Raw genomic sequence first — 25,107 nt, 5'->3', positions numbered from 1 at the left:
GTCAGACGGCGGCCAGCCCTCCCTCGCGGCTCAGTTCCCGGCGGGCCCGGGTGAAGGGACGGGGGCGGTTGGCCGCGAGAACCGCGGTGGTGGCCCCGTCGCGTTCGTAGCGGGCGAGGAAGCTGCGGTCCTCCGGGGAGCCCTCCACCACCCGCACGGTGTCGGCCGCGCCCCGGGTGCCCGCGAGCTGGAGGCGGACGCCGTACTGGTCCGACCAGAAATACGGTACGGCCGAGTAGCTCTCCACCGTGGTCCCGGCCAGCAGGTTGCGCACCGCGACGGCCGGGGACTCCATGGCGCTGGTCCAGTGCTCGGCCCGGTGCCCGGCACGACGGGCCACGTCGCCCACGGCCACCACGCCCGGCACCGGAGTGGCACCGCCCGCGTCGCACACCACTCCGTCGTCCAGCACCAGCCCGGATCCCTCCAGCCAGCCGGTGGCGGGCTGGACGCCGATGCCGACGACGACCACGTCGGCCGGCAGGAACCTGCCGTCGGCCAGCTCCACCCAGCCGACCCGCGCCCGCCCGCCGTCGGCGGCGGCGGCCGACCGTCCCGGCTCCGGGTGCAGCGCCTGCACGCCGGTTCCGGTGAGCAGCGTGACCCCGTGGTCGGTGTGCAGGTCGGCGCAGAACGCGGCCATGTCCGCGCCGAGTTGGGTCAGCAGCGGCTGCGCGGCGGCCTCGACCACGGTGACACTGTGCCCGAGGGTGGCACAGGAGGAGGCGACCTCGGCCCCGATGAAGCCGGCGCCGATGACGACGACCCGCACCTGTCCCCGGCTCAGCTCCTCGCGGAGCGCGGCGGCGTCGTCCAGGGTGCGCAGGGTGTGCACCCCCGCCAGTGGCTCGCCCGGCAGGGTGCGGGGGGCCGCGCCGGTGGCCAGGACGACCCCGTCGGTGGACAGCCTGCGGCCGTCCGCGAGGGCGACGGTGCGGGAGGGCGGGTCCAGGCCCTCGGCGCGGGTGCCCAGCAGCCAGTCGGCCTCCAGTTCGGCGATCTCCTCGGCGTCGGCGAGCGAGAGGCGGTCGGCGGTCAGTGCCCCGGTCAGGAATTCCTTGGAGAGCGGCGGGCGGTCGTAGGGGCGGTGGTGCTCCTCGCCCACGATCACCAGTCGGCCGTCGTAGCCCTGCGTACGCAGGGCCAGCGCGGCGTGGAGTCCTGCCAGGGACGCGCCGATCACGGTGATGGTCCTCATGCGGCACTCCCTTGTCCGGCTGCGGCGGTGTGCGGTGCGGTTGCGGGTACGGGCTGGGCGGACTCGACATGTACCCACACGGTGCCGTCCAGCACGCTCACCGGATGGGTGCGCACGGCCTTACGGGCCGGGAGGCAGGTGGGACGGCCGGTGCGCAGGTCGAATGAAGCTGCGTGCAGCGGGCATTCGACCAGACAGCCCTCGAGCCAGCCTTCGGCCAGGGACGCGTCCTGGTGGGTGCAGGTGTCGTCGATGGCGTAGAGCTCGCCGTCGGCGTTGAAGACGGCGATGGGAGGTTCGAGGTCGAGACGGACGGACTCACCTGCGGGCAGGTCCTCAAGGCGACAGACGGGTATCACTGTGATTCACCTCGCGAGCACGTTCGAGTAGACAGATTCGACCGATCCCGGTACGGCAGGTCCGGGAAGGTGCGGGGCAGACGCTTCGCTACTATCCGAGTTCCGTATCGCGCACGATGGAGCGTGATGCGCAACAGAATCCAAGCGGGGAGGCTTCACGTCAAGCACTCGCCGACGCCTCCGGGAAGAACGGTGCGCGTCCGCGCACCGGCACCCGGGAACCACAACCAGGCCAGCAGGCGGTGACGTTGAGCAGATGAGTGGAAAAGCGGAGGACACCGGGACCGGCAAGCAGTCCAGAGGCGCGGCTGCCTCGGTCCAGTCGGTCGACCGCGCGGTGAGCGTGCTGGAGATTCTGGCCCGGCACAGCGACGCGGGAGTGACGGAGGTCGCGGAGGAGCTGGGGGTCCACAAGTCGACGGCGTTCCGACTGCTCGGCGTCCTGGAGGCCAGGGGCCTGGTCTCCCAGGAGCAGGAGCGGGGCAAGTACTACCTGGGCCCGGGTGTGCTGCGGCTGGCCGGGGCCGCGGCCTCCCGGCTGGACATCTCGCAGGAGGGTGCGCCGGTCTGCCGCGAGCTGGCCGAGGAGGCCGGGGAGACGGCGAACATCGCGGTGCTGGACGACGACGCGGCGGTCAACATCATGCAGGCCCGTGGCTCGTCGTCGGTCACCGCGCAGAACTGGCTGGGCAGACGCACCCCCCTGCACGCCACCTCCAGCGGCAAGGCGCTGCTGGCGCACCAGCCCAAGTCGGTGCAGGAGAGTGTGCTCTCGCGCAAGCTGCCGCGGCTGACGGAGTCGACCGTGGTCTCCGCCGCGGAGCTGCGCGCGGAGCTGAAGGCGGTGGTCACGTCCGGTTTCGCGATGGCACGGGACGAGCTGGAGCTCGGCCTGCACGCGGTGGCTGCGCCGGTACGCGCCCACGACGGCAAGGTGATCGGCGCGATCAGCGTCTCGGGGCCGTCCTACCGGCTGGAGGAGGAGCAGCTCCAGGAAGTGGCCAAGCGCACCATGGCGGCGGCGCAGGACCTCTCCCGGCGGATGGGCTACGCCTACTGACCGAGGGCGGGAGCGGCGGCGCGGGCGGCGCCGCACCGCGTACGAGAACGGACAATTTCTGACGGGGCATCAATTACAGCAGCGCCCCGACCTCCCATAACTGCGGGTCCGGCACCGGCCGGACCCGCAGTGCGTTTTTCTGACACCTCGTCACCAACAGCTGATCCACATCTCTTGACGGGCGAGGTTCGGCGTTCTCACTATGTCTCCCATAGCGCAACCAGTCGTGCACTACGCAACAACTGCGAGGTCTGGGAATGCCACACGAGGTCCGCGCTGTCATCGCGATGAAGAAGGACGCCCCGGTCGAGGTGCAGCCGGTCCTGGTACCGGATCCCGGCCCGGGAGAAGTCCTCGTCTCGATCCAGGCATGCGGTGTCTGCCACACCGATCTGCACTACCGGGAGGGCGCCGTCGACAACGACGGCTTCCCCTTCCTGCTGGGCCACGAGGCCGCGGGCGTCGTCGAAGCGACGGGCCCCGGCGTCACCGACCTGCGCGCCGGCGACTTCGTCGTACTCGCCTGGCGCGCACCGTGCGGAAGCTGCCGCTCCTGCCGCAAGGGGCGGCCCTGGTACTGCTTCGACTCGCGCAACGCCCGGCAGCCGATGACGCTGCTGGACGGCACTCCGCTGACCCCGGCGCTCGGCATCGGCGCCTTCGCCGACAAGACGCTCGTGGACGCGGGCCAGGCCGTCAGGGTCGACCCGGCAGCACGTCCCGAGGCAGCCGGTCTCATCGGCTGCGGAGTGATGGCCGGCTGGGGAGCCGCCGTGCACACCGGGGGCGTGGCGCACGGCGACACCGTGGCCGTCATCGGCTGCGGCGGAGTGGGCAACGCGGCCGTGGCGGCGGCCTCGCTGGCCGGGGCGCGCCGCGTCATCGCCGTCGACATCGACGACGGCAAGCTGGACACCGCCACCCGGTTCGGTGCCACCCACAGCGTCAACTCACGCGGCACCGATCCCGTCGCGGCCGTCCGCGAACTGACCGGCGGCCATGGTGCGGACCTGGTCGTCGAGGCCGTCGGCCGCCCGGAGACCTATCTGCAGGGGTTCGCCATGCGGGACCTGGCGGGTGTGCTCGTCCTGGCCGGAGTCCCCGCTCCGGACGTGACGATCGAACTCCCTTTCCAGGAGCTCTTCTCGCGGGGCGGCGCCCTCACCTCGTCCTGGTACGGGGACTGCCTTCCCAGCCGGGACTTCCCCGTCCTGATCGACCTCTATCTCAGCGGCAAGCTCGACCTGGGCGCCTTCGTCACCGAGACGATCGCGCTGGACGAGGTCGAGGTCGCCTTCGAACGGATGCAGCGCGGCAAGGTGCTGCGATCGGTGGTGGTCCTGTGAACACTCCTGCCCCGGAACCCGCCCGCGGGTCTCCCTCCGCCCCGTCCGCCCCGGCGTCCGGCCCGCAGGCCGGCTCCCGGCGCGCCCGCGTCGTCATCGTCGGTGCCGGAATCGTCGGCTGCTCACTGGCCGACGAGTTGACGGCACGCGGCTGGTGCGACGTCACCGTGCTCGAACAGGGTCCGCTGGCCTCCCCCGGCGGCTCCACCTCGCACGCACCCGGCCTGGTCTTCCGCACCAGCCCCTCGCGGACCCTCACCCGGTACGCGCGCTACACCGTGGAGAAGTTCACCGGGCTGCACCGGGCGGGGCGGCCCTGCTTCCTGCCGGTGGGCGGGCTGGAGGTGGCCACCACCGAGGCCCGCAGGCTGGACCTGTACCGCAAGGCCGGACTCGCGGCCGCCTGGGGCGTGGAGGGCGAACTGGTCGGTCCCGCGCGGTGCGCGGAGCTGTTCCCGATGCTCGACCCCGACTCCGTGCTCGGCGGCTTCCACACCCCCGGTGACGGTCTGGCCCGCGCCGTGGACGCCTGCCAGGCGCAGATCGAGCGCGCCTCCCGGCGGGGGGCCCGCTTCCTGGAGCGGCACACGGTCACCGGGGTGGAGAAGGAAGCGGGCAGGGTCACCGGCGTCGTCACCGACCGCGGCACCTTCCCGGCCGACCATGTGGTCTCGGCGGCCGGATTCTGGGGCCCGGTGATCGGCGCGATGGCCGGAGTGGAGGTACCGCTGCTGCCGCTCGCGCACCAGTACGCGACCACGGCGCCGCTGCCGGAGCTGACCGGCTCCGGGACCGGCGGCGACGAGGCCGTGCGGCCGATCCTGCGCCACCAGGACCACGACCTGTACTACCGCGAGCACCTCGACCCGGCGGGCGGACCCGGCCGGATCGGCATCGGCACCTACGCGCACCGCCCGCTGCCCGTCGACCCGTACGCGGTGCTGCCCTACGACCAGGCCCCCGAGATGCCGTCCTCGCTGCCCTTCACCGCGCAGGACTTCGAGCCGAGCTGGACGGAGACCGGCCGGCTGCTGCCCGGTCTGGCCGCCTCCCGGGTGGACAAGGGCTTCAACGGTGTCTTCTCCTTCACCCCGGACGGGATGCCGCTGCTGGGCGAGTCCGACGCGCTGCGCGGCTTCTGGTTCGCCGAGGCCGTCTGGGTCACGCACTCCGCGGGCGCCGCGCGCGCCGTCGCCGAACTGATGACCGACGGCCGCACCACGGTCGACGCCCACGAGTGCGACCCGCACCGCTTCGAACGGGCTCAGCGCTCCCCCGCCCACGTGCGCGAGCGCGGCGAGCGCAGCTTCGTCGAGGTGTACGACGTGATCCACCCGCTCCAGCCGCCCGCCACGGGCCGCCCCCTGCGCACCAGCCCCTTCTATCCGCGACAGCAGGAACTGGGCGCCCACTTCCTGGAGTCGGGCGGCTGGGAGCGCCCCCACTGGTACGAGGCCAACGCCCCGCTGGTGGAACAGCTCGGCCTGCGGCCGGCCGAGCGCGACCCGTGGTCGGCACGGCACTGGTCGCCGATCGCCGCGGCCGAGGCGAAGCTGACCCGCGAGCGGGTCGCGCTCTACGACATGACACCGCTGCGACGGCTGGAGGTCACCGGGCCCGGCTCGCTCCCCTTCCTGCAGCGGATGACCAGCAACAACCTCAAGAAGCGCCCGGGGTCGGTCACCTACACGCTGCTGCTCGACGAGAGCGGCGGCATCCGCAGCGACCTGACCGCGGCGCGGCTGGGTCCCGAGCGCTGGCAGCTCGGCGCCAACACCCCGGCCGACCTGGACTGGCTCGTCCGGCACGCGCCCGAGGACGTCCACGTCCGGGACATCACCTCCGGCACCTGCTGCATCGGGGTGTGGGGCCCGCTCGCCCGGGAGCTGGTGCAGCCCCTGACCCCCGCCGACTTCTCCCACGAGGCGTTCGGCTACTTCAAGGCACGCGAGACCTACGTGGGCCACGTCCCGGTGACGGCACTGCGGGTGAGCTACGTGGGAGAGCTGGGCTGGGAGCTGTACGCGGACGCCGATGTCGGCCTGCGGCTGTGGGACACCCTCTGGGAGGCCGGGCAGCGGCTCGGCGTCGTCGCCGCCGGCCGCAGCGCCTTCAACAGCCTGCGGCTGGAGAAGGGGTACCGGGCCTGGGGTGCCGACATGACCGCCGAGCACACCCCCGAGGAGGCCGGTGTCGGCTTCGCCGTACGCCCCGCCAAGGGCGACTTCCTCGGGCGGGACGCGCTGGCCGCGCGGAGCGCACCGGAGCGGAAGCTGGTGTGCCTCACCCTGGACGATCCGGCCGCGGTCGTCCTGGGCAGCGAGCCGGTCCATGTCGACGGGGTCGTCGACGGATATGTGACCAGCGCGTCGTACGGCTACAGCGTGGGGCGCTGCGTCGCCTACGCCTGGCTGCCGGCCCGCACCGCCGTGCCGGGCACCTCCGTCGCCGTCGAGTACTTCGGCGACAAGATCGCGGCGACGGTCGCCGCCGAGCCCCTGTTCGACCCCGAGATGGCCCGGATCCGCCGCTAGCCCCCGGTACCGCCCGCCCCCGAGCCGAGGGTCCGCCCCTCCGGCCCCGGGCCGCCGCTCCGCTCCCCGTCCGTCCGCGCCGCGGGCGAGGCATGCCTCGTGCCGGGTGCGGTGGCGGCGCCGGGAGGCCGGAACCGGCCCGGTGCGGGGAGCGGGCGGGACCCGGCACCCGAAGGAGACCCGCAATGCCGCATCCCCGCGATGTCATCGTCCTCGGTCTCGGCGGCATGGGCAGTGCCGCCGCCTACCACCTGGCCGCCCGCGGCCACCGCGTCCTGGGGCTGGAGCGCTTCGGCCCCGCGCACCACCGCGGCTCCAGCCACGGCGGTTCCCGCATCGTACGGCAGTCCTACTTCGAGGACCCTGCCTACGTCCCGCTGCTGCTGCGCTCCTACGAACTCTTCGCGAAGCTGGAGCACGACACCGGCCGCAGCATCGCCACGCTGTGCGGGGGCGTGATGGTCGGCCGCCCCGAGAGCCGCACGGTCTCCGGCAGCCTGCGCTCGGCCAGGCAGTGGGACCTCCCGCACGAGATGCTGGACGCCGCCGAGGTGCGGCGCCGCTTCCCGACCCTGACACCGGCGGACGACGAAGTCGCGCTGTACGAGGCGCGGGCCGGGTTCGTCCGCCCCGAGTCGACCGTCGCGGCGCACCTCCAGCTCGCCCAGCAGGCCGGAGCCGACCTGCGGTTCGAGGAGCCCGTCACCCGCTGGGAGGTGCTGCCGGGCGGCAGGGGCGTACGCGTCCACACGACGGACGACGTCTACAGCGCGGGGCACCTGGTGGTGTGCCCCGGCGCGTGGGCGCCCGGCCTGCTGGCCGGTCTCGGTGCGCACTTCACCGTCGAGCGGCAGGTCATGTACTGGTTCCGGCCGCGCGGCGGCAGCGCGCCGTTCGCGCCGGAGCGGCACCCCGTCTATGTATGGGAGGACGCCGAAGGGGTGCAGATCTACGGGTTCCCCGCGATCGAGGGCCCGGACGGCGGGGCGAAGACAGCCTTCTTCCGCAAGGGCTCGCCGTGCGATCCGGAGACCGTCGAGCGGACCGTGACCGAGGCGGAGAGCGCGGCCATGGCGGCGCAGTTGCGGCCCCGCCTCCCCCAGCTGCCCGGCTCCCTGCGCAAGGCCGTCACCTGCATGTACACCACCACTCCCGACGAGCACTTCGTACTGGCCCGGCACCCGCTGCACCCGGAGGCGGTGACGGTCGCCTGCGGATTCTCCGGGCACGGCTTCAAGTTCGTCCCCGTGGTCGGCGAGATCGTCGCCGACCTGGCACTCAACGGCACCACCGAGCACCCGATCACGCTGTTCGACCCGCGCAGGGAAGCCCTGCGGGCCCCGCACCGCCGCCTCGCCACTCCCGAGGGAGAGACCACGCCATGACGACCGCTGTCAGCAGCCTGCTGGCCACCCTGCCAGGGGACCGCTACACCGATCCGGAGAACTTCCGGCGCGAGCAGGAGCGCATCTTCGAGACCGCGTGGTTCTGCGCGGTCCGCTCGGCCGACCTCGACAAGCCCGGCGCCTACCGCACCGTCCAGGTGGGCCGCGAGAGCGTGCTGATCACCCGGAACCGCCGGGGCGGGCTGCGGGCCTTCCTCAATGTGTGCCGGCACCGCGGGGCGCGGCTGTGCACGGAGCAGGCGGGCCAGGTGCGGCGCAGCCTGCAGTGCCCTTACCACGCCTGGACCTACGACCTGGACGGTGCGCTGACGGCGGCGCCCAATCTGACCCGGATGCCGGACGTGGACCGCGCCGCCTACGGACTGCACACGGTGGAGCTGCGCGAATGGCTGGGGTACGCGTGGGTGTGCCTGGCCGCCGAGCCGCCGTCGTTCGAGGAGACGGTCATGGACGGAGTCGCCGAGCGACTGGGCGGCGACGAGGTGATCGGGCACTACGGGATCGACGCGCTGGCGCTGGGCCGCCGCCGCACCTACGACGTCGCGGCCAACTGGAAGCTGATCGTCGAGAACTTCATGGAGTGCTACCACTGCGCCACCATCCATCCCGAACTCACCGAGGTGCTGCCCGAGTTCGCCGACGGGTTCGCCGCCCAGTACTACACCGGGCACGGGCCCGCGTTCGCGGACGAGGCCGCGGGGTTCACCGTGGACGGCGGCGCCGGCTTCGCCCGGCTGCCGGGAGTACCCGACACGCACGATCGCCGCTACTACGCGCTCACCATCCGGCCGCAGGTGTTCGTCAACCTGGTGCCCGACCATGTGATCGTGCACCGGATGTTCCCGCTGGCGCAGGACCGCACGGTCGTCGAGTGCGACTGGCTGTACGCGCCGGAGGTGGTCGCGAGCGGGGCGGACGTCTCGCACTCCGTGGAGCTCTTCCACCGGGTCAACCTCCAGGACTTCGACGCCTGCGAACGCACCCAGCCCGCCATGGCCTCCCGCGCCTACCGCAAGGGCGGGGTGCTGGTCCCCAGCGAGCACCACATCGGGGACTTCCACGCCTGGGTGACCGGGCAGCTCGCCGACCCGGGCTGAGCCGGGGCCCGGGAGCGTGATGGGGTGGGGCGCATGGACAGCGCGCCCCGCCCCTCCCCCGCCCGTGCCCTGGCCCGCGCACGGCTCGTCGTCTTCGACTGCGACGGGGTGCTGGTGGACACCGAGCGGATCGGGCCCGAGGTCGTGGCGGCGATGGCGACCGAGGCGGGGTGGCCGCTGACGCCCGCCGACGTGCTGAAGAAGTTCCTGGGCACCCCCGAGCCGTATCTGCTGGCGCAGGTGCGCGCGCACGCCGCCCGGCCCGTGGACGACGGCTGGCTCGTGGAGTACCGGGCCCGGGTGGCCGCCGCGTTCGAGGCGGCACCCCACACGATGCCGGGCGTCGGTGAACTGCTCGACGCGCTGGACGCGCGGGGCCTGCCGTACTGCGTGGCCAGCAGCGGCAGCCATCCCCGGATCCGCCACTCGCTGGCCGCGACCGGGCTGTGGGGCCGCTTCGCCGGCCGGGTCTTCAGCGCGGACGACGTGCGCGAGGGCAAGCCCGCTCCCGACCTGTTCCGGCACGCGGCCGCCGTCTGCGGCGCCCCGGCCGCGGAGTGCCTGGTGATCGAGGACAGCCCGGCGGGGGTCCGCGCGGCACGCGCGGCCGGCATGCCGGTGCTGGGCTACACCGGCGGGCCCACCCCGGCCGCCTGGCTGGCGGACGCGGATGCCGGGACCGTCGCGGACCTGCGGGAACTCCTGCGCACCGACCCGGTGTAGGCGTCATGTAGGCGTCGTACAGGCGTGGTGCAGGCGTTCCGTGCCCGCTGTCGGCCCGGCGTAGGAGGTCTGTCGGCCGCGGTGCGGAGGCTGGGGACTGCCCCGGAGCGCCGGGAGGAGGAACTCCCGGGCCCGGTACGGAAGGAGAACCCCATGGCATCCGACACCCCGGCAGGCAAGCGCGTGCTGATCTCCGGTGCGAGCGTGGCAGGGCCCGCGCTGGCCCACTGGCTGGACCGCTACGGCTTCCACGTCACCGTGGTCGAACGCGCTCCCGGGCTGCGCCCCGGCGGCCAGGCGGTCGACGTGCGCGGTACCGCGATGGAGGCGGCCGCGCGGATGGGCGTCCTGGAGGAGTTGCGGGAGCACGCGACCGACCTGCGCGGCATGTCCGTGCTGGACGCGGACGGCAACGAGACGTACAGCACCACCGAGGCCACCGCCAGCGGCGGCCGGCTGGACCGCGACGACGTCGAGATCCTCCGCGACGACCTCGCCCGCATCCTGGTGGGGGCCGGCGGCTCCGGCGTCGAGTACCTCTTCGACGACTCGATAGCCGCGCTCGACGAGCGCCCGGAGGAGATCCGGGTGCGCTTCGCCGGTGGCCGGGAGCGCGCTTTCGACATCGTCGTCGGCGCGGACGGCGTCCACTCGCACACCCGCTCGCTGGTCTTCGGCCCGGAGGAGCGCCACCTGCGCCCTCTCGCGGGTCATCTGGGCGTGTGGACGGCCCCGAACGTGCTGGACCTGGACCGCTGGCAGCTCGCCTTTCTGACCGGGGACCCGGACGCGTGGGGCTGTCTGGCGATGAGCGTGCGCAAGAACGCCGAACTGCGCGTCTACGTCGGGCTGGGCGGGGTGGACCGCACGGACCGGGAGCTGCGCGATCCGCGGGCCCAGAAGCGGCTGATCGCCGAACGCTACGCGCAGGTGGGCTGGGAGATGCCCCGCCTGCTGGAGTACATGTGGGAGGCGCCCGACTTCCACTTCGACGGCGGCGCCCAGGTCCATCTGGACGCCTGGTCCAAGGGCCGGGTGGTGCTGCTGGGCGACGCAGGCTACTGCGGCTCGCCCGCTTCCGGGCAGGGCACCAGCATGGCGTTGGTCGGCGCGTATGTACTGGCCGGGCAGCTGAAGGCCGCGGACGGCGACCACCGAGCGGCCTTCGCCGCGTACGAGCGCGAGTTGCGCGACTGGGTCACCGCCAACCAGGCGCTGGCGCACCGGTCGGCCGCGAGCCGGGAGCACGGCACCGCGCAGGAGGCGGCCGAGGCTCCGCGGGACGCCTCCGAGGTACTGGACCTGAGTGACGACTTCTACGCCGTCACGGACGGCTTCACCCTGCGCGACTACTGACGCCGCGGCGCCGCCGAACCGGCGGCCGTCACCGTCGGCCGGGCGGCGGCCGCCGGTCCGCTCCCGGGCCGGGAACCGCCCGGCCCGGGGCCGGTGCTCGGCGATCGGCGATCGGCGATCGGCGATCGGCGATCGGCGATCGGCGATCGGCGATCGGCGATCGGCGATCAGTCCAGCGCCGCGCGCAGCCGGGTGAGGTCCTGCGGCGACATGTGCGGGCCGTAGCTGTCGAAGAGCGCCTGGCGGCCCAGGCGCGCGGCGCGGGCACCGTCCCGGCTGCCGAGGGCCTCGACGACGAGCCGGTGGTGGCGGGTCGAGCGGTGCATCCGGTCGGCCGCGCCCCCTGTGTCCCGCGCGTGCTGCAGCGTGTGCTCGATGGAGTCCACGACGGCGTCGTGGACGGCGCGGGCGCACAGGGCGAGCAGCGCGTTGCCGCCGGCCTCTGCGACGACCCGGTGGAACCGGGCGTCCGCCTGGCTGAAGGCGTGCGTGTCGAGGGGCGTGCTGCCGTCGGCGGCGGCCTGCGCACAGTCCGCCATCCGGTCCACCAGTTCCGTCAGCCGCCGCAGGTCGTCGTCGGTGTGCAGCCGCGCCGCGAGACGGTAGCTCTCCGCGTCCAGCACCATCCGGAACTGGACCAGTTCGGCGGGCCCGGACAGATGGGACCGGGCGAGCCGCCCGAGGGCGTGGCTGAGGGTGTCGGGCGAGACACCCAGCACCTCGGCGCCCAGCGGATCGCCGGGCCGGGAACGGATCAGGCCCGCGGACTGGAGGACCCGCAGCGCTTCGCGGATGGTGGAGCGGCCCACCTCGAACTGGCGCACCAGTTCGCGCTCCGCGGGCAGCCGGGAGCCGGGCGGCAGCTGCCCGGCGAGGATGCGCTCCTCGATCTGCTCGGCGACGCGCTGGTAGGCGCGTACCGGGCGCACCGGCTGGAATCCGGTCCGACCAGGGGGATCGACCGACATCGGCACCCTCTCTCACGCTCCTGCGAGCCCTCGGCGGGCTCGCGGTGGGCTGCTTGCGGGCTGTTCGCACTGCCAGGTGTGCTGATCCTGTGCCGTCCCGGCCGACCCCTTGACCGGAGCCGGGACACCCGAGCAGAGTACGGACGATCAACTGGTCTGACCAGTCGCCTGGTCTCGGCGCACGGGATCGGGCGGCGGGGACAGGGACTTGGAGGTTCCATGCATTCCGGTCCCGGCGAACAGCCGTGGGATTCCCTGCTCGACACCGAGGCGGCCGTCGCCTTCACCCAGGAGCTGGTGCGGCTGCGCACCGTCAACTCCGAGGGCGCCGAGGCCGTCGAGAGACCGGCAGCCGACCTGGTCGCCGAACTGTTCACCCGGTTCGGCTGGGAGCACACCGTCACGGAGGTGGCTCCGGGCCGCCCGAACGTGGTCGCGACCGTCGAGGGCGGCGGAGGTCCGGGGCCGACGCTGATGTTCGAGGGGCATACCGACGTCGTGACCGAGGGCGATCCCGCCGACTGGAGTGTGGACCCCTACGGCGCCGAGATCCGCGACGGCCGGATGTGGGGCCGCGGTACGGCCGACATGAAGTCCGGAGTGGCGGCGATGATCTACGGGGTGCGGGCACTTCAGCAGGCGGGCCCCTTCCCGGGGCGGATCGTGCTGGGCGTCATGGCGGACGAGGAGGGGATGATGCTGGGCGCCAAGGCGTTCGCGGCCTCCCCGGCGGCCGGCGGGGTGGACGGGGTCGTCGTCTGCGAGCCGGAGGGGTACGAGGTGTGCACCTCGGCCCGCGGCGGGATCCGGCTGCGGCTCGATCTGACGGGCGTGATGGCACACGGTGCGATGCCGCAGGAGGGCCGCAGCCCGATCGAGGCCGGAGCCCGGATCGTGGCGGCGCTCGACACGGTGCGGGAGTGGGCGGCCGTGCGCTTCGGCAGCCATCCGCACGCCGGTTCCGTGACGGTCACCCCCACCGTGCTGCTGGGCGGCGACCCGGACCAGCTCAACGTCATCCCGGCGCACGGTGTGGTCGGGGTGGACGTGCGGACGATCCCCGGCACGGACCACGCGGAGCTGATCGAGCGGGTGCGTACGACGGCGGAGCAGGCGGCGGAGCACTTCGGGGTGACCGTCCGGCAGACCGTCGTCGACGACCGGCCCGCGGTCGAGACGCCCGAGGACCATCCCGTGGTGCAGGGGTTGGTGGCCGCCCACACCCGGGTGCACGGCAGCGCACCGGCGTTCGGCGCGGTGCCCGGCACCACCGACGGCACCATCCTCACCCGGGACGCGGGGCTGCCCACCGTGGTCTACGGACCGGGCGGCAAGTGGATCGCACATCAGAGGGACGAGTTCGTGGAGGTGCGCGAGATCGGCGCATACGCACGCGTCTACGCCGGGGCCGCCCACCACTTCCTCACCCGGCCCACCGCGCCCGCACCGGAGGGGGGTGCGGCGGCGTGACGCTGTGGCAGACCAAGGAGTTCCCCGACGGGCTGCCGATCGGCGAGAGCTGGGTGGCCACCGCGGACCAGCAGATCGTGACGTTCCCGTACGACGGGAGTCCGGTGGCACCGGCCCCGGTCGGCTCCGTCGGCCAGGCCCGGCAGGCCGCCGGGCACGCCGCCGCGCTGCGCCGTGCCACCGCCACGCTGCCCACCCGGACCCGCCGGGCCGTGCTCGGCCGGGTCGCCGACGCGCTCGAGGAGGTCGCCCAGGGCATGGAGGACCTGCTGGTCCTGGAGACCGGCAAGCCGCGGGCCGACTGCCGTACGGAGGTGACCCGGGCGGTGGCCACCTGGCGGGCGGCGGCCGACGAGGTGGTGCACATCCGCGGCGAGACGGTGCCGCTGGACGGGCTGCCGTCCGGGGACGGGATGACCGGCTTCTGGACGCGCCGGCCGGTCGGGGTGGTCGTCGGGATCGCCGGGTTCAACTACCCGTTGATGCTGGCCTCCCACAAGATCGCGCCCGCGCTGGCGGCCGGCTGCCCGGTGATCGTCAAGCCGGCACCGGCGACCCCGCTGGCCACGCTGTGGCTGGTGAACCTGGTGCGCGAGCGGCTGCCGGCCGAGGGCGCCCCGGCGGGCGCGGTGCAACTGGTCACCGGGGACGCGGCCGTGGGACGTGCCCTGACCACGCACGAGGCCGTCGCCGCCGTCTCCTTCACCGGCTCGGCAGCGGTCGGCCACCGCATCGCGAAGGACGCGGCGCCCCGCAAGGTCGTACTCGAACTCGGCTCCAACGCCGCGCTGGTCGTGGCGGCGGACGCCGATCTGGACGCGGCGGCCGACGCGGTGGTGCGCGGCGGCTACTACGCCTCCGGACAGGCGTGCATCGCCGTCCAGCGGGTCCTCGCCGAAGCCCCGGTGGCGGCCGAACTGGAGCGGCGGATCGCGGCACGGCTGGCGACCGTACCGGTCGGCGATCCGCGAGCGGAGGGCACCCGGGTGGCCGCGCTGATCGACGAGGCCGCGACGGAACGGGTACTGGCATGGCTGGAGGACGCCTGCGAAGCGGGGGCGCGGCTGGTCGCGGGCGGCGAGCGGGCGGGCCGCTGTCTGACTCCGGCGCTGCTGGCCGAGGTGCCGGACGGTCAGCCCGCCTGGGACGAGGAGATCTTCGGTCCCGTCGTCTGCCTGCGGTCGGTCCCGGACCTGGACGCGGCCTTCGCCGCGGTCGACGCGAGCCGCTACGGGCTGCACGCCGCGGTCTTCACCCACCGTCTCGATGTCGCCTTCCGCGCGCTGGACGAACTGGACGTCGGCGGGGTGGTGATCAACGAGGTGCCCGGATACCGCTGCGACGTGGCGCCCTACGGCGGCGTCAAGGACTCCGGCATCGGGCGCGAGGGCCCGCGGTTCGCGATCGAGGAGCTGACGGTGACGAAGATGGCGGTGATCAGACCGTGAGCGCCCGTCCGGAGCACGGCCCGGGTGCCGAGGCGGACGAGGTGGACTACGGGCGGCTGTTCCGGCTCGACGGGCGGCGGACCGCAGTGGTCGGCGGCGCGAGCGGCATCGGCCGGGAGGCGGTACGCGCCCTGGTGGCGCACGGTGCCGACGTCGTGGTGGCCGACCGGGACGAGGCCGGAGCCGTGGAGACCGCGCGGCTGGCCGGCCCCGGCGCCCGCCCGTATCCGCTCGATGTACTGGACGAGGAGGCGCTGACCCGGGCCGCGGCCGCATGGGGCCCGCTGGACGGGCTCGTGGTGACGGTCGGCGTCAACGTCCGCAAGCGGATCGCCGACTACACGGTTGCCGAGTTCGAGCGGGTGGTCGCGCTCAATCTGCGGGCGCACTTCTCGCTGCTGCGGGCCTGTGCCCCGGCGATGGCCGAACGCGGCGCCGGGTCGGTCGTGTCCCTCGCCTCCATGCGGGCCTTCCAGGTGGAGCCCGGCCAGGGGGTGTACGCGGCCTCCAAGGCGGGCCTGGTCCAACTGCTGCGGACGGCCGCCGCGGAGTGGGGCCCGCAGGGTGTGCGCTTCAACGCGGTGGCGCCCGGCGTGGTGCGCACCCCGCTGACCGACCAGATCGCCGCCGACGCCGAGTGGTTCGACGCCTATGCGCGGGCCTCCGCGCTGCGGCGCTGGGCGCGGGCCGACGAGATCGCGGGCGCCGTGGTCTATCTGCTCTCGGACGCCGCCACGTTCGTGACCGGCAGCGTGCTGACCGTGGACGGCGGCTGGACCGCCGTCGACGGTCGGTACGACCCGGCGGTGTGACCCCCGTGCCGTTACCAGCCGTCCCCCGAGGAGCGCTCCGCAATGTCCGAGCACCACCCCGTCCCCGACGAGGAGGACCCCCTCGCGGGCCTCCCCCGAACCGGAGCCAGGCGCCCCGCGCTGTGGCTGCTGCTGATCCCCGCCGTCCTCTACTGCGCCGCCCCGCTGGTGGCGAACCGCATCGAACCCCGCGTGGCGGGGCTTCCGTTCCTGCTGTTCTGGATCGTCGCGGCCACGGTGGTCAGCCCCCTGGTGATCTGGGCGGTCTCGCGGCTCGACCCGGCTTTCACCGAGGGCGCGGTCGAGCCCCTTCCGGTCGACGACGGGGGAGGGCAGCCGCGATGAGCGGATCAGCCGCGATCGCCACGACGCTCTTCGGCCTCGCCATGGCCGCGACCCTCGCCATCGGCGTGCTCAGCGCCCGGGGGCGGGACAAGGGGATGGCCGAGTGGTCGGTCTCCAGCCGCGGCCTGGGCGTGCTGTTCATCTGGCTGCTGATGGCCGGCGAGACCTACACCAGTTTCTCCTTCCTCGGCACGGCCGGCTGGTCCTACTCGTTCGGTGTGCCGATCCTCTATCTGGTCGCCTATCTGACCACCGGCTTCGCCGTGGCGTACGTCGTGGGCCCGGCGCTGTGGACGTACGCGAGCCGGCATGGGCTGCTGTCCATAGCCGACATGGCCGAACACCGCTTCCGCTCCCGGCCCGTGGGGATACTGGTGGCGGTCACCGCGACCGTCTTCATCGTCCCCTACGTGCAGGTGCAGATCCAGGGCATGGGCGTGGTGGTGAACGCCATGACCTACGGCAGCGTCGATCTGCACGTCGCCGCCGTGGTCTCCTTCGTCGTCGCGGAGGCGTTCATCCTCGTCTCCGGCCTGCGCGGTTCCGCGTGGGTGAGCGTGCTCAAGGACGTGCTCGTCATCGTGGCGGTGGTCTTCCTCGCGGTGTGGGTGCCGCTGCACTATCTGGACGGATACGGCGACCTCATGACGCGGATGGTGCAGGAGAAGCCGGAGTGGCTGACGTTCCCGGGACATGAGTCGGGCGGGCTGAACGGCACCTGGTTCGTCTCCACGCTGCTGCTCAACGCGGTGACGATCTCCATCTTCCCCACCACCGTCGCCGGCTACCTCAGCGCCAGGAGCCCGAACGCGCTGCGCCGCAACGCCCTGCTGCTGCCCTGGTACCAGCTGCTGCTGTTCATCCCGATGATGGTCGGCGCCGTCGCGCTGTTCGCGCTTCCCACCCTCGACAACCCGGACCTGGCGCTGTTCCGGCTGGTGACCGACTCGCTCCCGGCGCCGGTCGTCGCCGTGATCGGCGTGGCCGGGGCACTGTCGGCCATCGTGCCGATGAGCGTGTTCATGCTGGCGATCGGCACCCTGTGCGGGCGCACCCTGCTCGGCGGCGGCAACGGTTCCGACCCGCGCAGCCGCGCCCACCGGAACCGGGCGGCGGGCGCGGGGGACGACGCGCCGGGCGGTGCGCAGGACGTGCGGACCAAACGGCTGTCCCAACTGGTGTGCTTCCTGGCCGGGCTCGTGGCCCTGCTGGGCGCGCTCTTCTTCCCGAACACCCTGGTGCAGCTCTCGGTCCTCTCCTACGAGGGACTGGCCCAGCTGGTACCACTGACCCTGCTCGCACTGTTCTGGCGGCGACTGACCGCGGCAGCGGGGGTCACGGGCACGCTGGTGGGCCTCGGCGTGGTGCTGCTGCTGTGGTGGACGGACAACGACCCCTGGCACGGGATCAACGGCGGGCTCCTGGGCCTGGCGGCCAACCTGCTGGTGGCCGCCGCCCTCACCTGCGCCCGGCCGCCGGCTTCCACGACCGCGCGGTCGCCCGGCCCGGCACAGCAGCCCGGGCAGGACCCGTCTGCCCGGGGAGAGACGGTGTGAACGCGACCCGGTTCGAAGTACCGGGGCCGGTGGAGCCCTTGTCGTCCCAGGCGCGGACAGGGATGATCGCGGCTTCCGGCCGGGGCTACTCCTTCGCCGAGCCGGTGAGCATCCCCTGGATGAAGCGGCGCTGCAGCAGCAGGTAGACCGCGACGACGGGCAGCGCGATCAGGGTCGCCGCGGCGGCCAGCAGCGCGGTGTCCGAGGAGTGCTGCCCCTGGAAGAAGGCGAGCCCCAGCGGCACCGTGCGGTGCGCCTCGTCGCTCACCATCACCAGGGCCATGAGGAACTCGTTCCAGGTCCACATGAACACGATGACGGTCAGCGTGGAGAAGGCGGGCCTCCCCATGGGCACCAGGATGCGCGTCAGGGTCGACCAGTGGGTGGCGCCGTCGATCCGCGCGGCCTCCAGCAGCGAGCGCGGCGTGTTGCGGAAGTAGGTCCGCATCCAGAAGACGCCGAAAGCCAGGGACTGCGCGGTCTGCGGCAGGATCAGCCCCCAGTAGGTGTCGGTCAGTCCCCAGTGCCGCAGATCGAAGTAGAGCGGCACGATCACCGCCTCCTGCGGCAGGGTGAGCCCCACGACGAAGAGGTAGAACAGCGCGTCGGAGCCGGGGAAGCGCATGGTGCCGAGGGCGTAGGCGGCGAGTGTGGCCAGCACGGTGGTGGCGGCCACCACCGCGACGGCCACGAGGACGGAGTTGAACAGGTAGCTGCCGAAGTGGCCGCGGGTCCAGGCGTCGGCGAAGTTGTGCCAGTTGAGGCCGTCCGGCAGAGCGAAGCCGGTCTTCAGCGAGTCCTGGCGGGCGAGCGCCGTGGAGAGGATACCGGCGACGGGGGTCAGCGCGATCAGCGCGAACAGGGCGAGGATGCCGTAGGTGACGCCGCGTTCGGTGCGGGAAGTGTTCATCGGCTGCGGCCCTCCACGAACCTGGTGACCACCATGGTCAGCGCGAAGATCACGGCGGTGAGAGTGATGCCCATGGCCGAGGCCGAGCCGACCTCGCCGCTCTCGAAGGCGCGGCGGTAGACCTCGTAGGAGGGCACGGAAGTGGCGTCGCCCGGGCCGCCACTGGTGGTGATGTAGATCAGGTCGAAGTTGCGCAGCGCCGCCACCAGGGTCAGCGTGAGCGCGACGGCCACCTCGGCACGCAGCCCGGGCAGGGTGACGGTGACGAACTCCCGTACCGGTCCGGCGCCGTCGATCCGGGCCGCCTCGTACAGTTCCCGCGGTATGCGCTGGGCCCCGGCGAGGAAGAGCACCAGACACAGCCCGGTCTCCACCCAGGTGCCGATGGTGCCGACGGCGGGCAGCGCCCAGGTGCCGTCGCCGAGCCAGGACCGGGCCAGCCCGCCCAGGCCCAGCGCGCCGAGCGTGTCGTTGAGCAGTCCGTCGGGTGCCAGCACGGCACGCCAGGCGACGCCGACGACGACCATCGCCAGCACCTGCGGCAGGAACAGCACGGTGCGGAAGAAGGTCATGCCGCGGATCCGGAAGCGGGTCAGTGCCGCGGTCAGCAGCAGTCCGATGGCCACCGGGAGCACCGCGTAGAAGAGCAGCAGCACCGCGGCGTGGGCGAAGGGGGCGCGCAGCTCGGGGTCGGTGAGCAGATCGCGGTAGTTGTCCAGCCCCGCCCAGCTCGCGCGGGTCAGCCCGTCCCAGTGCAGCAGCGACAGCCAGCCGGTCTGGGCGAGCGGCCAGAGCAGGAACACCCCGAACACGGCGAGGGCGGGCAGGACGTACAGGTATCCCACGGCTCTCGGCTCGCCGGGCGCCCGGCGGTGGTGGCGGGCCGTGCCGGTGCCCGGCGCCGCGGCGGCGCGCCGGGCACCGGTCTCCCGGCCGGTGAGGGCGCTCATTCCGAGTCACCGCCGTCCCCGTCGTCCCCGGCGTCCCCGTCGCTCTCGCCGTCCCCGCCGTCGGCGTGCTGCTGGGCGCGGAATTCCGCGTATTCCTGCTGCGTCCGCTCGGCGAACTCGTCCGGGCCGAGGTCGCCGCTGAGGACGCCCTGGAGGTCGGCGGAGAGCGTGTCGTAGAAGGTGGGGGTGGTGTAGTCGAGGTAGGGCACCAGCCCGTCGGCGGCGTTCAGCCGCTCCCAGCCGGCGACCATCTGGCCGTTCGGGGAGTCCGGGTCCAGCTTCCCGGCCGCCTTTCCGGGCACCACCGGCAGCACGCCCTCCTCGGTCATCACCTTCGCGGCGTGCGCGTCGGTGAGGAAGTCGAGGTAGGCGGCGGCGACCTGGGGATGGTCGGACTTGGAGGTGATGGACCACGGCAGCCCCTCGCCGCCGGTGGTGACCGGCTGCTTCCCGGCCGCCGGCGGCGGCGGCATGAAGCCGAGGTCGTCGCCCATGGGCTTGCGCAGATCGGCCAGTTGCCAGGTACCGGTGATCAGGAAGGCGCCCTTGCCGTCGGCGAACTGCTTGGCCGCGTCGTCGTATCCCTTGCCGTTGGCGCCCTTGGGGAAGTAGCCCTGCTTCGCCCAGTCGGCGAGGGTGCGGGCGGCGGTGCGGGTGGCGTCGGTGTCGAAGCCGCCGCCCCGGCCGAAGACCGTCTCGCGCACCGGCTCGGCGCTCCCGGCCGCCTGCCCCTGGAGGACGCCGAAGGTGTGGATGGCGGGGTACTTGTCGAGGTTGCCGAACTGCACGGGCAGCTCACCGGCCTTCTTCAGCCTGGGCAGCGCAGCGGTGAGGTCCTGCCAGGTCCTCGGCGGCTCGACGTCCGCCTTCCGGAGCACCTTCTTGTTGTAGTAGACCCCGATGTACTCGCCCTCCTGGGAGATGCCGTACAGCTGACCGGTGCCGAACCGCTTGCCGTCGGGCGCCACCCGGTTGAGGTTGAGCAGCGTCTGCGGGAAGCGGGTGTTCCAGCTGTAGAGGCCCGCGTAGCTGTCCAGCGGGGTGAGCATCCCGGCGCGGGCGAAGGCGACCATGTCCGCGTAGCCCTGGTTGGCCTGGACGACGTCGGGCGGGTTGTCGCCGCTGAGCGCCAGCTTGAGGGTCTTCTTCAGATCGTTGAAGCTGCGGGCCACCCGCTTGATGGTGACGTTGGGGTACTTCTTCTCGAACTCCTTGTTGAGGCGCTCGATCTCGGCGTTGGTGCCGCCCCGGGTCTGCTGGTCCCACACGGTGAGGGTGACCTTCCCGGCCTTGCCCGGGTCGGGTGTCGCGGTCACCGCGGCGCCCCCGGTGCCCGCAGCTCCCGACCCGTCGGTGCCGGGTACGCAGGCGGCGGCCAGCAGCAGGCCGGCCAGCGCGCCGAGGGCGGTGCGGGACCGGCGCAGCCGTCCTCGTCCGTGGTGCCGGTGCGCGTTCATCGTCGTACGCCCTCCTTGGTGCTGCGCGCGGTTGCGGCCGCGCGGGCCCGTGCTGTTCCGGTTCACGAGCGGAAACCGATGGTGGGGGTGGCGCGCAGCAGGGGCCATTCGCCGTTGCCGCCGGGGAGCAGGTCGTCCAGGAAGCCGTAGCGCCGCATCACCTCCTGGGTCTGGCCGCCGATCCGGCGCGCGTACTGCCACCAGGCCGCGACCTCGCTCCACCCCGGTGCCGAGAGGGAGCCGCCGAAGTGCTGGACGGAGAGTGCGGCGGTCAGGTTGGCGAACGCCAGCCGGTCGGCGAGCGGCCAGCCGGCCAGGGTCCCGGTGGTGAAGCCGGCCATGAACACGTCCCCGGCGCCGGTGGGGTCGAGCGCCTCGACGCTCAGCGCGGGCACGTCGGCGAACTCGCCGGTGGTCCCGTCGACGGCCACCGCGCCGCCGGATCCCTTGGTGACCACGGCGACGGGCACCAGCTCGGCCAGCGTGCGCACCGCCGCCTCCGGGGTGTCGGTGCGGGTGTAGTGCAGGGCTTCGGTGGCGTTGGGCAGGAACGCGTGGCACAGCGACAGGTCGGCCAGGGTGTCCGGGTCCCAGGCGCCGGTCTCGTCCCAGCCGGTGTCGGCGAAGATCAGGCTGCCCTCGGTGTGGGCCTGCCGCACCCAGTCCCCCACCCGTCCCGGCGACAGCGAGGTGACGCAGGCCCGGGACGCCGGGCGGGCGGCGACGCTGACGCACGGTTTGGGCGCCTCGTGGCCGTGGCTGACCATGGTGCGTTCGCCCTCGTAGGCCATGGAGACGGTGACCGGGGAGTGCCAGCCCTTGGCGCGGTGCGAGGGGGCCAGGTCGATGCCCTCGCTGCCGGTGAGCGCCTCCCAGCAGTAGTCGCCGTACATGTCGTCGCCGAAGGCCGCGGCCAGCGCGGTGCGCAGCCCGAGCCTGCGCAGCGCGGTCGCCATGTTGGCGACTCCGCCCGGGCTGGAGCCCATGCCGCCGGCCCAGGTCTCGGTGCCGCGCACCGGGGCGTGGTCGAGGCCGGTGAGGACGATGTCGAGGAAGACCGTGCCGGTGAGGAACACATCGGTCTGCGGGCCCTCCTCCGTGCGGAGGCCGGCCAGCGGGTCCAACCAGCTCCCGGTCGGTGCCGGTTGGGCACTCCCAGTGGTACTCAAGGCCGCTCGCCCCTCTCAGCTATGGCCAAAACTCAGCGTTTACGTGACTGATTTGAGCGACACCATGCACTCCTCCTCGGCAGAATGCAATAGGTCGGTCACAGTCGCGCAAAGACGCTCAGTCGCGCTAGGGTGCTGCGCATGTTGCGCGAAACCCGGCACGAGAAGCTGCTGCGGATCCTCCGCGAGGAGGGGGTGCTGCCCGTCGTCGAGATCGCCCGGCGGCTCCAGGTCAGCGAGGCCACGGCGCGCCGGGACGTGTCCGACCTCTCCGGCTCCGGACGGCTGCGGCGGGTGTACGGCGGCGCCATCGCCCGGGAACCGGTCGAACGCCCCTTCGCGGAGGAGGAGGTGGACGACCTCCCCGCCAAGGAAGCCGTCGCCGCGGTCGCCGCGGAGCTGATCAGCAACGGGGAGACGGTGCTGCTGGACATCGGCACCACCACCCTCCAGCTGGCACGGCTGCTGCACGGCCGGAAGATCACCGTCGTCACCTCCAACCTCGCCGTCTACGAGGAGCTGCGCTCCGACCCGGAGGTGACGCTCGTGCTGCTCGGCGGCGAGGTGCGGCGCAACTACCGCTCGCTGGTCGGCCAGATCACCCGGGCCGCGCTCCGCGAGATCTACGCGGACCGGGTCTTCCTCGGCACCAGCGGGGTACTGGCCGACGGCCGGGTACTGGACACCACCGAGGTCGAGGTCCCGGTGAAACGGGCCATGCTGGCCTCGGCCCGCCGGACCGTGCTGCTGGCCACCCCGCGCAAGTTCCCCGGCACCGGAAGCGCCCGCGTCTGCCAGGCAGGCGACATCGACATGCTGATCACCGGCCGGGAGTCCGATCCGGCCACCCTCGCCGCGTTCCGCGAGGCCGAAGTGGAGGTAGTAGAGGTATGACGGGAATGACAGCAGCGCCGGACCCCACCGGCGCGGCCGGCCTGCGGCTCACCGTGCTCGGCGGAGGCGGATTCCGGGTCCCGCTGGTCCACCGCGCGCTGCTGGACGACGCGCGGGACCCCGATGCGGCCGGACGCTGCACCGAACTCGTCCTCCACGACACCGACCCCGGCCGGCTGCGCGCCATCGGCGCCGTGCTGGCCGAACAGGCGGCCGGGCATCCGGGGCCGGCACCCGCCGTGCGCACCACCACCGACCTCGACGAGGCCCTGCGCGGCGCCGACTTCGTCTTCAGCGCCATCCGCGTCGGCGGCCTCGCCGGACGGGTGCGGGACGAGCGGCATCCGCTGGCCGAAGGACTGCTGGGCCAGGAGACCGTCGGCGCGGGCGGGGTGCTCTACGGACTGCGCACGGTCCCGGTGGCCGTCCACATCGCCGAACGGGTCGCCGCGCTCGCCCCGCAGGCGTGGGTCATCAACTTCACCAACCCGGCCGGCATGGTCACCGAGGCGATGAGCCGGGTGCTGGGCGACCGCGTCATCGGCATCTGCGACTCCCCCGTCGGACTCTGCCGCCGCGCCGCGCGGGCCGCCGGCGCCGACCCCGACCGCGCCGACTTCGACTACGTGGGCCTCAACCACCTCGGCTGGCTGCGCCGCATCGTGGTCGACGGCACCGACCGGATGCCCGCGCTGCTGGAGAACGCCCCGGCGCTGGCGTCCTTCGAGGAGGGCAAACTCTTCGGCACCGAGTGGCTGCAGGCCCTGGGCGCGCTGCCCAACGAATACCTGCACTACTACTACCACCACCGGGAGGCCCTCACCGCGATCCGCGCCGCGGACGCCACCCGGGGGGAGTTCCTCGCCCGGCAGCAGGAGGGCTTCTACGCCGAGCTCTCCGGCGGCGGCGACGGCGCCTTCCGCTCGTGGGAGGAGACGCGCCGCGAACGCGAGGAGACCTACATGGCCGAGAGCCGCGAGGCGTCCGGCGGTTGGCAGCGCGAGAGCTGCGATCTGGACGGCGGCGGCTACGACCGGGTCGCGCTGGCCCTGATGCGGGCCATCGCGCGGAACAGGCGCACCACGCTGATCCTCAACGTGCGCAACCGCGGCGCCGTGCCCGGCCTGGACTCCGACGCCGTGGTCGAGGTGCCGTGCATGGTCGACTCCGGCGGTGCCCGCCCGCTGGCCACCGGACCGGTCGCCGCCGACCAGTTGGGGCTGATGCTCCAGCTCAAGGCCGTCGAACGCGCCACCGTCGAGGCCGCGACCCGCGGCTCGCACCGCGCCGCGCTGCGCGCCCTGGCCCTCCACCCGCTGGTCGACTCCGTGCACGCGGCCGAGCGAGTCCTGGAGACGGCGCGCCCGCTGGAGGCGCCGGACGGCTCCGCGGGGTGAGCAACGCCGCTCCCCGGGGGGAGCGGAGCTCCTCCCCGCACCGGTGAGCCCGCGGCCGGGTGGCACACCGGTGCGGGTCGTCCCCGGTTCCTCCGCAGTCTCTCCTCTTCTGTTCCACCCACCGAACAGCGCCCGGCCCACTAGGCTCACGGCTCGGGGACGTGGGGGAACATCCGACCGTCGACACAGAGGAGCAGAAGGTGCGCGGGACAGTCGCGGGAGCGACCTTAGTCATGGTGTGCGCGTTGGTGACGGGCTGCGGCGGGGGCTCGGACGACGGGGAGGCGGACAGCGGCGGCGCCTCCGCAGCGGCGAAACCGAAGCAGACGTGGGGCCCGCCGGAGACCCACCGGGTCACCCTCCGGGTGGAGGGCTCGGGCTCCTCGCAGATCGGCTGGGCGGCGGGCGACAGCCACTTCGAGACGGCGACGCTGCCCTGGAAGCACGAGGACCAGGTCACTCTCGAGGGGGCCGAGCTGAAGAACGGCGTGCAACTCTATGTCACGCCGCAGGCCGTCAAGGGCGCCGACGGCAGCTTCGTCTTCCCGGCCTGCGTCCTGGAGGTCGACGGCAAGACCGTCGACAAGAACGCCGGCGGCGAGAGCTCGCAGGGCTGCAAGTACACGCTCAAGGGCTCCTGAGAGATCCGCCG

General features: G+C 73.1%; 22 protein-coding genes. 15 read left to right on the top strand and 7 right to left on the bottom strand.

The annotated features are described in order from the left end of the window. Nucleotide 1: 1 nt before the first annotated feature. Nucleotides 2-1,198, bottom strand: a complete 1,197-nt coding sequence (locus tag A949_RS0112585) for an NAD(P)/FAD-dependent oxidoreductase (protein ID WP_019356369.1) — start codon at nt 1,196-1,198, stop codon at nt 2-4. Then, on the bottom strand, nt 1,195-1,557 hold the full coding sequence (locus A949_RS33235) for a bifunctional 3-phenylpropionate/cinnamic acid dioxygenase ferredoxin subunit (protein WP_019356368.1): 363 nt from the start codon (nt 1,555-1,557) through the stop codon (nt 1,195-1,197). Before A949_RS33235 ends, A949_RS0112585 begins: the two co-directional genes overlap by 4 nt. A gap of 256 nt (nt 1,558-1,813) precedes the next feature. Here A949_RS33235 and A949_RS0112575 point away from each other — a divergent pair, with 256 nt between their 5' ends. The 7 genes from A949_RS0112575 (at nt 1,814) to A949_RS0112545 (ending at nt 11,079) form a co-directional block, all read left to right on the top strand. Continuing rightward, nucleotides 1,814-2,617 carry an IclR family transcriptional regulator gene (locus tag A949_RS0112575; RefSeq protein ID WP_019356367.1) on the top strand — a complete coding sequence of 268 codons (804 nt, stop codon included), beginning with the start codon at nt 1,814-1,816 and terminating at the stop codon, nt 2,615-2,617. A 257-nt stretch (nt 2,618-2,874) separates the two neighbouring features. Further along, nucleotides 2,875-3,963 carry an S-(hydroxymethyl)mycothiol dehydrogenase gene (locus A949_RS0112570; protein ID WP_019356366.1) on the top strand — a complete coding sequence of 363 codons (1,089 nt, stop codon included), beginning with the start codon at nt 2,875-2,877 and terminating at the stop codon, nt 3,961-3,963. Further along, a complete protein-coding gene (locus tag A949_RS0112565; protein WP_019356365.1) occupies nt 3,960-6,497 on the top strand; it encodes an FAD-dependent oxidoreductase in 2,538 nt (845 codons plus the stop codon). The genes A949_RS0112570 and A949_RS0112565 overlap by 4 nt, the downstream gene beginning before the upstream one ends. Before the next feature lie 185 nt (nt 6,498-6,682). Then, complete coding sequence (gene solA / locus A949_RS0112560) at nt 6,683-7,882, top strand: N-methyl-L-tryptophan oxidase (RefSeq protein ID WP_019356364.1); 1,200 nt, start codon at nt 6,683-6,685, stop codon at nt 7,880-7,882. After that, nucleotides 7,879-9,000, top strand: a complete 1,122-nt coding sequence (locus tag A949_RS0112555; RefSeq protein WP_019356363.1) for an aromatic ring-hydroxylating oxygenase subunit alpha — start codon at nt 7,879-7,881, stop codon at nt 8,998-9,000. Before solA ends, A949_RS0112555 begins: the two co-directional genes overlap by 4 nt. Nucleotides 9,001-9,033: 33 nt before the next feature. Beyond that, nucleotides 9,034-9,723 carry an HAD family hydrolase gene (locus tag A949_RS0112550; RefSeq protein WP_019356362.1) on the top strand — a complete coding sequence of 230 codons (690 nt, stop codon included), beginning with the start codon at nt 9,034-9,036 and terminating at the stop codon, nt 9,721-9,723. Between the two features lie 153 nt (nt 9,724-9,876). Further along, nucleotides 9,877-11,079 carry an FAD-dependent monooxygenase gene (locus A949_RS0112545; protein WP_019356361.1) on the top strand — a complete coding sequence of 401 codons (1,203 nt, stop codon included), beginning with the start codon at nt 9,877-9,879 and terminating at the stop codon, nt 11,077-11,079. 167 nt (nt 11,080-11,246) lie between these two features. Here the strand turns inward: A949_RS0112545 and A949_RS0112540 are convergent, their stop codons facing one another. Then, nucleotides 11,247-12,047, bottom strand: a complete 801-nt coding sequence (locus A949_RS0112540; RefSeq protein WP_019356360.1) for a FadR/GntR family transcriptional regulator — start codon at nt 12,045-12,047, stop codon at nt 11,247-11,249. 219 nt (nt 12,048-12,266) lie between these two features. On the opposite strand from A949_RS0112540, the gene A949_RS0112535 reads away from it, so the two are divergent. From A949_RS0112535 to A949_RS0112515, 5 genes are read left to right on the top strand one after another with little or no spacing between them, the layout of a single operon-like run. Next, on the top strand, nt 12,267-13,517 hold the full coding sequence (locus A949_RS0112535) for a M20 family metallopeptidase (protein WP_019356359.1): 1,251 nt from the start codon (nt 12,267-12,269) through the stop codon (nt 13,515-13,517). Continuing rightward, on the top strand, nt 13,514-14,965 hold the full coding sequence (locus A949_RS0112530; RefSeq protein WP_019356358.1) for an aldehyde dehydrogenase family protein: 1,452 nt from the start codon (nt 13,514-13,516) through the stop codon (nt 14,963-14,965). The genes A949_RS0112535 and A949_RS0112530 overlap by 4 nt, the downstream gene beginning before the upstream one ends. Further along, entirely contained in the window at nt 14,962-15,777 is an 816-nt protein-coding gene (locus tag A949_RS0112525; protein ID WP_019356357.1) for an SDR family NAD(P)-dependent oxidoreductase, read from the top strand. Before A949_RS0112530 ends, A949_RS0112525 begins: the two co-directional genes overlap by 4 nt. Nucleotides 15,778-15,819: 42 nt before the next feature. Continuing rightward, nucleotides 15,820-16,122: a DUF3311 domain-containing protein gene (locus A949_RS33230; RefSeq protein ID WP_019356356.1), complete on the top strand. Its 303-nt coding sequence runs from the start codon at nt 15,820-15,822 to the stop codon at nt 16,120-16,122. Next, nucleotides 16,119-17,678, top strand: a complete 1,560-nt coding sequence (locus A949_RS0112515; RefSeq protein ID WP_019356355.1) for a sodium:solute symporter family protein — start codon at nt 16,119-16,121, stop codon at nt 17,676-17,678. Before A949_RS33230 ends, A949_RS0112515 begins: the two co-directional genes overlap by 4 nt. An 85-nt stretch (nt 17,679-17,763) precedes the next feature. Here A949_RS0112515 and A949_RS0112510 read toward each other — a convergent pair whose 3' ends face one another. The 4 genes from A949_RS0112510 to A949_RS0112495 form a co-directional block, all read right to left on the bottom strand. Next, entirely contained in the window at nt 17,764-18,588 is an 825-nt protein-coding gene (locus tag A949_RS0112510; protein ID WP_019356354.1) for a carbohydrate ABC transporter permease, read from the bottom strand. Next, nucleotides 18,585-19,538 carry a carbohydrate ABC transporter permease gene (locus tag A949_RS0112505; protein ID WP_019356353.1) on the bottom strand — a complete coding sequence of 318 codons (954 nt, stop codon included), beginning with the start codon at nt 19,536-19,538 and terminating at the stop codon, nt 18,585-18,587. The genes A949_RS0112510 and A949_RS0112505 overlap by 4 nt, the downstream gene beginning before the upstream one ends. Further along, nucleotides 19,535-20,995, bottom strand: coding sequence for an ABC transporter substrate-binding protein (locus A949_RS0112500; RefSeq protein WP_019356352.1), 1,461 nt, complete (start codon nt 20,993-20,995; stop codon nt 19,535-19,537). The genes A949_RS0112505 and A949_RS0112500 overlap by 4 nt, the downstream gene beginning before the upstream one ends. Before the next feature lie 62 nt (nt 20,996-21,057). After that, nucleotides 21,058-22,164, bottom strand: coding sequence for a carbohydrate kinase family protein (locus A949_RS0112495; protein WP_051019476.1), 1,107 nt, complete (start codon nt 22,162-22,164; stop codon nt 21,058-21,060). Between the two features lie 141 nt (nt 22,165-22,305). Between A949_RS0112495 and A949_RS0112490 the strand changes: the two genes are divergently transcribed. The 3 genes from A949_RS0112490 to A949_RS0112480 all read left to right on the top strand — a co-directional run bounded on the left by A949_RS0112490 (nt 22,306) and on the right by A949_RS0112480 (nt 25,096). Then, entirely contained in the window at nt 22,306-23,058 is a 753-nt protein-coding gene (locus tag A949_RS0112490) for a DeoR/GlpR family DNA-binding transcription regulator (RefSeq protein WP_019356350.1), read from the top strand. 41 nt (nt 23,059-23,099) lie between these two features. Then, nucleotides 23,100-24,455, top strand: coding sequence for a family 4 glycosyl hydrolase (locus tag A949_RS0112485; protein ID WP_026004589.1), 1,356 nt, complete (start codon nt 23,100-23,102; stop codon nt 24,453-24,455). A gap of 233 nt (nt 24,456-24,688) precedes the next feature. Next, nucleotides 24,689-25,096, top strand: a complete 408-nt coding sequence (locus A949_RS0112480) for a hypothetical protein (protein WP_019356348.1) — start codon at nt 24,689-24,691, stop codon at nt 25,094-25,096. The last annotated feature ends 11 nt before the right edge of the window (nt 25,097-25,107 follow it).

This window comes from Streptomyces sp. AA1529, from assembly GCF_000280905.1.
Classification (GTDB): domain Bacteria; phylum Actinomycetota; class Actinomycetes; order Streptomycetales; family Streptomycetaceae; genus Streptomyces.
The sequence above is the reverse complement of the archived record's forward strand: the minus strand, read 5'-3'. Positions and strand labels throughout refer to the sequence as shown.